At 38.3% G+C, this 8913-nt stretch carries 6 protein-coding genes and 1 tRNA gene; 3 read left to right on the plus strand and 4 right to left on the minus strand.

Translation table 11 applies throughout. From position 1 onward, the window contains the following. A partial coding sequence (locus CALSC_RS06075; RefSeq protein WP_143288168.1) for a cytochrome P450 occupies window positions 1–468 on the plus strand: 468 nt, incomplete at its 5' end. A gap of 730 nt (window positions 469–1198) precedes the next feature. Here the strand turns inward: CALSC_RS06075 and CALSC_RS06080 are convergent. From CALSC_RS06080 to CALSC_RS06090, 3 genes are all read right to left on the minus strand, one after another. Beyond that, the gene (locus tag CALSC_RS06080; protein WP_088240501.1) at window positions 1199–1876 is read right to left on the minus strand and encodes a uracil-DNA glycosylase; all 678 of its coding nucleotides are present in this window, start codon (window positions 1874–1876) and stop codon (window positions 1199–1201) included. A 232-nt stretch (window positions 1877–2108) separates the two neighbouring features. Then, window positions 2109–2876: a tetratricopeptide repeat protein gene (locus CALSC_RS06085; protein WP_088240502.1), complete on the minus strand. Its 768-nt coding sequence runs from the start codon at window positions 2874–2876 to the stop codon at window positions 2109–2111. Window positions 2877–3002: 126 nt separating this feature from the next. Then, complete coding sequence (locus tag CALSC_RS06090) at window positions 3003–3230, minus strand: hypothetical protein (protein ID WP_088240503.1); 228 nt, start codon at window positions 3228–3230, stop codon at window positions 3003–3005. Window positions 3231–4179: 949 nt separating this feature from the next. On the opposite strand from CALSC_RS06090, the gene CALSC_RS06100 reads away from it, so the two are divergent. Then, on the plus strand, window positions 4180–5211 hold the full coding sequence (locus tag CALSC_RS06100; RefSeq protein ID WP_088240505.1) for a GDSL-type esterase/lipase family protein: 1032 nt from the start codon (window positions 4180–4182) through the stop codon (window positions 5209–5211). Window positions 5212–5384: 173 nt separating this feature from the next. On the opposite strand, the gene CALSC_RS06105 is transcribed toward CALSC_RS06100, so the two are convergent. Beyond that, window positions 5385–5456 (minus strand) — tRNA-Gly (locus CALSC_RS06105). A gap of 230 nt (window positions 5457–5686) precedes the next feature. On the opposite strand from CALSC_RS06105, the gene CALSC_RS06110 reads away from it, so the two are divergent. Continuing rightward, a partial coding sequence (locus CALSC_RS06110) for an NACHT domain-containing protein (RefSeq protein WP_143288170.1) occupies window positions 5687–8913 on the plus strand: 3227 nt, incomplete at its 3' end.

Here is an 8913-nt window from a genome sequence, read left to right on the forward strand (position 1 = left end):
GATATTACCAGTGTAGATCCGGTGGAAATTGCACGATTACCGTATTTAAGTGCTATTTGCTCAGAAACCTTGAGAATTTATCCCATCGCTTTTTTCCCTCTAGCTCGTATTACCCAGGCACCAATGGAATTGATTGGTTATCAAATACCAGCAGGTGTTTTACTGTCACCATGTATTTATTCAACCCACCACCGACCGGATATTTACCCAGAGCCCCAGCGTTTTCGACCAGAAAGATTTTTGGAGCAGCAGTTTTCTCCCTATGAATATTTGCCTTTTGGTGGGGGAAATCGTCGCTGTTTAGGGATGGCATTTGCTCTGTTTGAAATGAAGGTGGTTTTAGCAATCATGTTATCCCAGTATTCATTCACTCTTGCTGAAAAACGTCCTCTTAAGCCTGTACGTCGGGGTCTGACCTTTGTACCCTCTGGGGGTGTGCGTTTATCGGTGAAGGAACGAATTGAGTAGGATTTTCTTAAGGCTAATGGTTCATATCATTTAGGGCTTGCTGTTCGCAGAGCGTGCCGTTAGGCATAAAAGTCTTTTGATGGGGGTAGGGAGTAGGGAGTAGGGAGTAGGGAGTAGGGAGTAGGGAGTAGGGAGTAGTTCCAGCCTCTTTACTGTCCGTTCGCTCATTTTTGAACCGAAAATTTAATTAAGCCTTACAAAGCTTATGATCTAGGATATGCCGTCAATTCAGGCATTTTTGGCTCTTACAAGGTTTTAGCCATTTTTATGATTTAGACCTCCCTACGTCTTAAATAGGCGCTTCTGGAGGCTTTTTATTAAAGTTTCAAATATTACTTCTAAATAACCGCTTACTTAGGAATCGCCTTTTTCCTTTTAAATTAAGGCTTTAATTCAACTTAGAGTTTCAAAATAAGCGAACGCCGAGTCTTTATTTCTATTCTTTTTGCCATCAAAAATAACAGATGCAAGGATTTTAAACCTAAAATCCTAATTTCCTTGCACGCCCTTCCCCAATAAAATAGCCTCAAAGCATTGATAAATCAATATTTTTCAGTTATTCAGCAGATCCTACTTATGATATTCTCATCTATGCAAAATCACCAAAACTCTTTCTCCCCCTGCACTCCTTCGGGTTGCGCCACTTGCTACAACGCGCTTAACCTGCGCAATGCAGTGGCTTACCTGCTCCCTTGCAGTCCTAATCATAAGTCTTTAAACGGACATGATATCACTGGTTCCTAATCCCATCAAATTTGGCACGTACTGCTTGAATATCTTGCCACATCAGCCATTTAGGACTACCTTTTTCCCGTGAAGGGTTACGTAACAAATAGGAAGGATGAAAAATTGGCATACACAAACGTCCTTCCCATTCCATCCAAGTACCGCGAATTTTGGTAATTCCTCGTTTATCACCAATTACCCCTTTGACTGCTGTTGCTCCTGTCAATAAGATTATTTTGGGGTTAACTAAGCGAATTTGCTCTAAAAGATAGGGTTTACAGGCAGCAATTTCTCCTGGAGTAGGAGTTCTATTTCCAGGAGGGCGACAATTATTTACATTACAAATATATACATCTTGTTCTGGATCTAATTGCACTGATGCCAGAATTTTATCTAGTAACTGTCCTGCTCTACCCACAAATGGTAATCCAGTTTCATCTTCATTTTGCCCCGGTGCTTCCCCCACGATCATAATCAATGCTTGGGGATTACCGCGAAAAATCACAGCATTCTGACGAGTATTTCCTAGTTCGCAACGATAACATTGCTGACAATGTTGTTTCAATTCAGTTAAATTGTCATAGGTTTCCGCAGGAATGGGAATCTGGGAACTTGTTGGTATGAGTTCTTTTTGCTCTGGTTGGGAATATTCAAAAAGGCTGAGTTGATTTTTGTCACTCATACAATTTTAGATTTTGGATTTTGGATTTTGGATTTTGGATTTTGGATTTTGGATTTTGGATTGACTCCTCGGTCAAAATTGCTTCTCTTAAATTCCGAATATTTTTATTTATTAATAATTAATTATACATTTGGGAACACCAAAAATAAATTATTTACACTACTCCTCTGCTCCCTGCTCCCTACTCCCTACTCCCTACTCCCTACTCCCTACTCCTTATCCCCTGCCTTCTTCACTCAAATGCCATTAATGCAGTATATTCGCCTAAAGCATAATAAGCCGCTTTGAGGCTAGCAAGGGTTTGTTTTTCGCTACGACTATCTTGAGTTTCTCTGGCTAACTCTAAACGCTGTTTGTGGTAGGTAATGGCTTGGCGATAGTTTCCATTAGCTTCACAAGCTATACCTAAATTTTTCAGGGATTGTTCTTGACTGCGTGTATCTTTGATTTCTCGAGCTAATTTTAGACGTTGTTCATAACATACAATGACTTGACCATAGTCTCCCAAAGCATAGTAACTTGTGGCCATATTCTTGAATAATCGGATCATATTGCGAGGTTTTTTCAGAGATTCGGCAATTTGGATAGATTTTTGATAGTGAGCGATCGCTTTCTCATAATAGCTCAGAGTATAGTAAGCATCCCCAAGGTTCTTGAGTACCTGCTCCTCACCCCATTGATCCTGAATTTCCTGCAAAATCGTCAAACTTTGCTCATAAAATTGGATTGCTAAAGGTAAATTGCCAGAAAACTTGTGCACCAGTCCTAAATTATTTAACCCTGCGACCCAGCTCTTTTTATCATCCAACTGCTTGGCTATTTCCAAACCCTTATCTAAAAATTGAATTGCTGATTCGTAATTGCCTAGGTGACGGTAGGCATTACCCATATAGGAAAGAATTTGTTCTTGAATCTTTAATTCTGGCTCTAAGGATAGGCATTTATGACCATATTTAATAACAAATTGGTATTCACCATGATTGTAAGCTACTAATGTCAAATAGCGTAAAGCTTTTAAGTAGGTTGGCGTAAAAAATTATCGTTTGGATAAGGCAGGGGGCAGGGAGCAGGGAGCAGGGGGAACAAGGGTTTTAGGCTTATTTACTATTCTTCACATAGTTTGGTTTTATTGTGCCGACTTACTTATTTGTTTTGACAAATCTCCCAGTAGCTGAAATTTTTTCCATGATTCTGTTAAAGATACTATGGCAAACTGTAATTTCCCCTCTTTATGCTGCTGAATGCCTTCCTGAAGTTGGGAACACGCAGTAGTTAATAAATCTTGATTCTTGTCCGATAATCCCTGGTTATTACTTTCTCCGTTTTGATCGTTTTCAGATGGGTATACAGGCACTGTTGTATCATTTAAGTTGGAGTTGCATCCATCCTTCCACATAGATTGTTCCCTGTTCCCTGCTTAATTGGCCGATAAGCTTATGTTTCCCAAAAGTGGGGTAAATATTTTCATCTCCAGGGAAAATTTTCATGTAATCCGGAAATTTCATTACAAGGGGGTACAAAGTCCATTTGTTCGTGAAATGATATTCCTTGGGTACCAGTTTTCCTTCCCTTTCAACCGGATGACGCGGGGACGCAGGGACACGGGGACGCGGAGCGGGATGTGTCCCAAGCCCAGTGTACGATGCGATAAGCCCCAAGGGTCTGAGTCCCTCATCAAAATCTGCGATTTGATGGCTCCTGATTGGTGGGCGGTTCAAGCCTCACCACATCGGTGTCTGGTGCGTCTCCCCTTCTCTACATCTCCGCGTCTCTTTTTAACGTCTCAGCCTCACCCAAATAGTAAAAACCTACCCTTGTGAGATACCCTCCACCCTCTGAATTTCCTGCATACGGTAAAAAGTTAGTTCTGATGCACAAGATTTTTCACCATCAAGGATGTAAAGATAGTTATTTAGCCTACACTCCACACCCTGTTTCAAGTCAGGTGGGTAATTTACATAAAGATGGCTTCAAATTCCCATCCTTTATTTAGCTAATCTTACTGAGATAGAAGCATCAATTTGATATTTTTTGTTGATGAATAATTTGAAATTATCCTGGAATCAGAATATTTATGAATTGTTTGACAAAGCGCAACCGTAATCACAACATAAATTTAAATATTTATGATATTAATATATACCAAAAACTACTTGTTTAAAGAGATGGTGAATGTTTGGTTTTTGCTGTATTTTACATATTTATACGGTGTAAATAAAAATAAGAGGGTCAAAATTTCCCGATACCAACAGATTCATACTGTGGGTAGAAAAAGTAGGAGTTAGGAGATAAATAGGATACAGATGAGAGATATTTATCTGGTTGCAGCTAGTTTGTTAACAGGATTGACGGTGCCAACATCAGCTTTGCCCCAGTCTTTACTAATGAAAGTTAGTAATCATCCATCGGAATCGGGTGTCAAAAATAATTCGCCAATCATTACAAATGGTAAGATAGAGGCTGTAGCTGAAATCTCACCACCGGAATTTAGCCAGCCACGATTGTCAAACTCGGCCAATTCATCTCCTAGTTCCAAAGTAGTAATTAGTCGTAAAGTTAGTTCTGGCCCTCAAATGTACTATCAACGGTTGTCAGCTTTGAGGGCTGGACGGATTTATACGCGCTTAAGTGCTAATACATGGTATCCATCTTCTGTTTCTAGTAAGCGCTTTCGTAAGTTAACTTATACTGATTGGAAAACTTTGTTAGCTATGGAAGCTCGGGCTATGGCTGATGGTCAAGGAAATAATCATTTAAGCATTTTGCTTGGGGATTCTTTAAGTATGTGGTTCCCGAAGGAAAAATTACCTGATGGTCAATTATGGCTAAATCAAGGAATTTCTGGAGATACCTCTACAGGAATTTTAAAAAGATTATCTGTTTTTTCCGCAACCAGGCCCCGCACAATTTATATTATGGCTGGCATCAATGATTTACGCAGGGGTACGAAGGCAAAGACAATTATTAACAACCATCGTCTAATGATTCGCCGCTTACGTCGAATTCACCCCAAGACTGAAATTATTATCCAATCAATCTTGCCAACTAGTAGACCTAATTTGCCCAATCATTATATTCGTTATATCAATAAGCAATTAGCGATGGTAGCGAAGCAGGAAGGTGCTAAGTTTATTAATATCCACCATTGGTTTATAGATTTTCAAGGCAATCTACGTCCGGAATTAACTACAGATGGGTTGCATTTGAGTCAACAGGGTTATGAAGTCTGGCGATCGGCATTACAACAGCCAGAATATCGGCTTACAGGTTTGGAAATGCTGAATGTGTCACTAATAAATTTTTGGGAACAATCAAAACTGGAAAAAATAAAGTAATAACCAGAAAAATAGGTATTTGGGGAAATAGAACGGGTAGGATATTGTGTTAGTAGATATTAAATTTTAGTGGTTGAAAAAAATTTTCTTCTTCACTCATTCCCTACACCCTAAACCCCAAATGGTTTTACCATTAAATAATTAACAGTAGTGGTTTACTTATATAATTTAAAAGCGGGTAACGCGATTCGAACGCGCGACATTCACCTTGGCAAGGTGACGCTCTACCACTGAGCTATACCCGCATTTTTATGCTAAACACCAATATCTCAAATTTTTCTGTATTTGTCAACTAGGTAAATCTAAATTCAAAATTTGACTGGGTGCAGAAATCACTTGAGACTCAGAGCAACCACATTCAAGCTAGTCACTCATGTACGTTTGTACACCTATCGGTATCGGAATCCATTGTTTTGATGTTGTATTATATACTGAAGACTAAAAATCTGTAGGGCAATAGGGCAACCAGTTAGCTATGGTTAATCTTATTAATGCTTTTATTTCCAAACAACTTTTGCCTGGTATTTCCGTTAATGCTACTTGGGATTTGATTAAATCATCTTTTGAAAAAATTAATCAAAAATCTTTGGAAGACTTCTTTTATGATGCTTTTCAACAAGCTATAAAAGATTATAGACCTCACTTGACAAAATATGCTACAGAAGACGGCGAGATTAGCATAGATGATAAACAGCTGCGTAGAGCTATACAAAATGATTTTTGTCTAGACTTGGATGATTCATCTTTAGATGTGCTAACTGATGACCAATTTTTAAGAAAAATAGCCAAAGCTTTAGAAGCTCGTCAAGTACTTATTATTGGCGGTCATAATTTATCTGAGTATGATTATGCCCAATTAGTAAATAATTTAGTCAATTATGTCCACACTAGTTTCAAAAGCTCTATTCTGAACAACGAGCAAGCCTTTCGCGAGTTTCTCCTACAGGACATTAATAAAAGTCAAGCAGCTTATAATACTCTTATCTCTCAACAAACTGAATTACAGGAATTATTTCAATTTCAGTCTAATAACTTGAATTTGGATAGTATTGAGTCAAAAGTAGATATTATTTGGCAATATATAAAAGATAATTTAACAGAAAAAGAGCAGAAAAAAAGCAAGCCAGACAAAATAAGAATTTATCTTGCTGCGCCAGGGGATGTAAATGAGGAGAAGAAGCGGATAAAAAAGGCAATACAAGCTCTGAGAAATCAATTTACAGATAGCCTGGGAGTTGCTTTAGAATTGCTCGATTATGATAGCTTAGACAAATTAGAAGATTGTGATATTTTTATCGGTATTCTTTGGCTGCGCTTTGAGGATAATACAGGAGGAAAAGAGTCTGGTACGCAAGCAGAATTTAAGGCGATTTGTGATTATTTAAAACAGGAAAATATCGGCTGGCATCAAGGGATTATTTATCGTTGTAGTCGTAATCCCAAAAATGTTCTTTACTTTGCTAAGCTTGAAAACGCAACTGCATTTGCTAGGGTCAATGAGTTTTTTAATAGTTATCAGCAAGAATATGGAGATACATCGAGGATAGAGGAATATGAACAACCCGAAGATTTAGGAATATCCATTTATGATTGCTTATATAAGTGGCTGAGGGAATTGATCCCAACTACTTCGCCAATACCAGAAATTAAAAGACAGGATCTAGATTTTAGAAATTACTATCAAGCTATACAAAAGCGATATAGAAATCTGGATCTCACAGCATTAACACCGCCGACAAAAGATGAATTTATCCCGATAGAATTGCGAACGGTGTTTGTGGAACAAGAAGTAAGAGAAGAGAAGCCGCCGCAAGAGATTCCGAAAGAATTATCGTCTAGGAAATTACTTGATCCCGAAGATTTTGCTACAGATCAAAAATTCGATCTAGAAGAATTTCGTCGTGAACGTCAGCTATATACACAAAAACCACCCCAACCAGTTTTAGATGCGATCGCTAGACACAAATATACAGTTATTCTTGGGGATCCAGGTTCGGGTAAATCAACTTTAGCTCGTTATGTGTTGCTGTCTCTAATTAACCCGACTGAAAAAGGTGATTTACAAATAGCTTTCGATAACCATTTACCTCTATTAGTGGAATTGAGGGAATATGTAGGATACAAAGCTGAAAATAGATTAGAGACTTTCCTGAAATTCTTTGACTATCGGGGGAAAAATCAAGGCTGGGGTTTGACGGAAACTGGACTGGAAGAATATTTAAACCAGAAGGGACAATCTGTAATTATTTTTGACGGATTGGATGAGATATTTAATAGTCGCGATCGCGAAGAAGTGATGCGACAAATAGTTGGGTTTACAATTCAGCATCCCCAAGTAAAAGTAATTGTCACCAGTCGCATAGTTGGTTATGACGAGACAATTTTAAAAAATGCTGATTTCACTCACTTTACTTTACAAGACTTGGAGAAAGAACAAGTAGAAACATTTATTGAACGCTGGTATGGAATCGCATTAAGTGATCAACTTGACGAAGCAGAGAAAAGACGAAATAAGGTAATGACTGCATATCAAGAATCTGCTTCCATTCGGTTGTTAGCTGGCAATCCCATGTTATTAACTATTATGGCAATAATTGGCAAACATCAAGAATTGCCTCGGGAACGCTGCGAATTATACGAACACGCAGCTAGCGTTTTAATGCAACATTGGGATGTCAAAAAGCAGTTACAAGATGAAAATATAGATCCGTATTTGATTAGAGAAAAACAAAAAAAAGACTTGCTGCGTCGCCTAGCTTATAGGATGCAAAAAGGAGCGGGGGGACTGGCGGGAAATTATATTAGCGAGGAAAATATACAAGCAGAGTTTAGGGATTATTTTCAAGAAAATTTTAGTTGGAATATTGATCGCGCTACCAAAATAGCTCATGTAATTATCGAGAAATTTAGATCGCGCAATTTTATTCTCTGTCTTTATGGCGGTAATGATCGCAATAATGTCTATGGTTTCGTCCATCGTGCATTTCTGGAATATTTTTGTGCCTTTTATTTTGTACATCGGCTAGAGAAGATACCAAATCAGTTGATAGAAAATTTGCTGGAGGAGGTATATAAACCTCATTGGGAAGATGAAAATTGGCACGAAGTGATGCGGCTAATATGCAGTACCGTTGGGGAAGGGTATGCAGGGAAAATTATCGATTATTTAGTTGAAGAAGTAAATCCCAATTGGTTGCAGGAAGATTTAGCTAAGCAGCCAGTTAATATTGCTTTGGCGTTGGATTGCTTTAGAGATATAAGCGATGTGAGGAAACTGGCGCAGTCGGGAGAAAAATTGCTAGAGGCTATTTTCTCTATGTTTGTCGATTCTCGTTTTCCTCGTGAGTTTAATCTACTAATAGAACGGCTTCAATTCTTATCGGAGAAGGTATTACCTATTCTAGAGTCGATAGATCTGACTGCACCCGTATTAACTGACTGGTTGAAAAAATTTGAAGTCAGAGAAACTTCTTGGGTGTGGCAAGAAGATATTTTTAGAAGCTATTGGGCAAAACTTTTCGGGCGATTTATTGGTATAGTTGGCAGCAAAAAAGAAGATATATATCCAATAATCTTGAGTTGGTTCAAATATAACGACCAAGACTATCAAATTTTAGCACTTTCTGCACTGGTACAAGGTTGGCGAGATCAAGAAGAAACATTTACCATCTTCCAACAAACTCCTGGGGATACAACTCTAGG

Origin of the sequence: Calothrix rhizosoleniae SC01, assembly GCF_900185595.1 — a bacterium.
Taxonomy (GTDB): Bacteria; Cyanobacteriota; Cyanobacteriia; order Cyanobacteriales; family Nostocaceae; genus Calothrix_A; species Calothrix_A rhizosoleniae.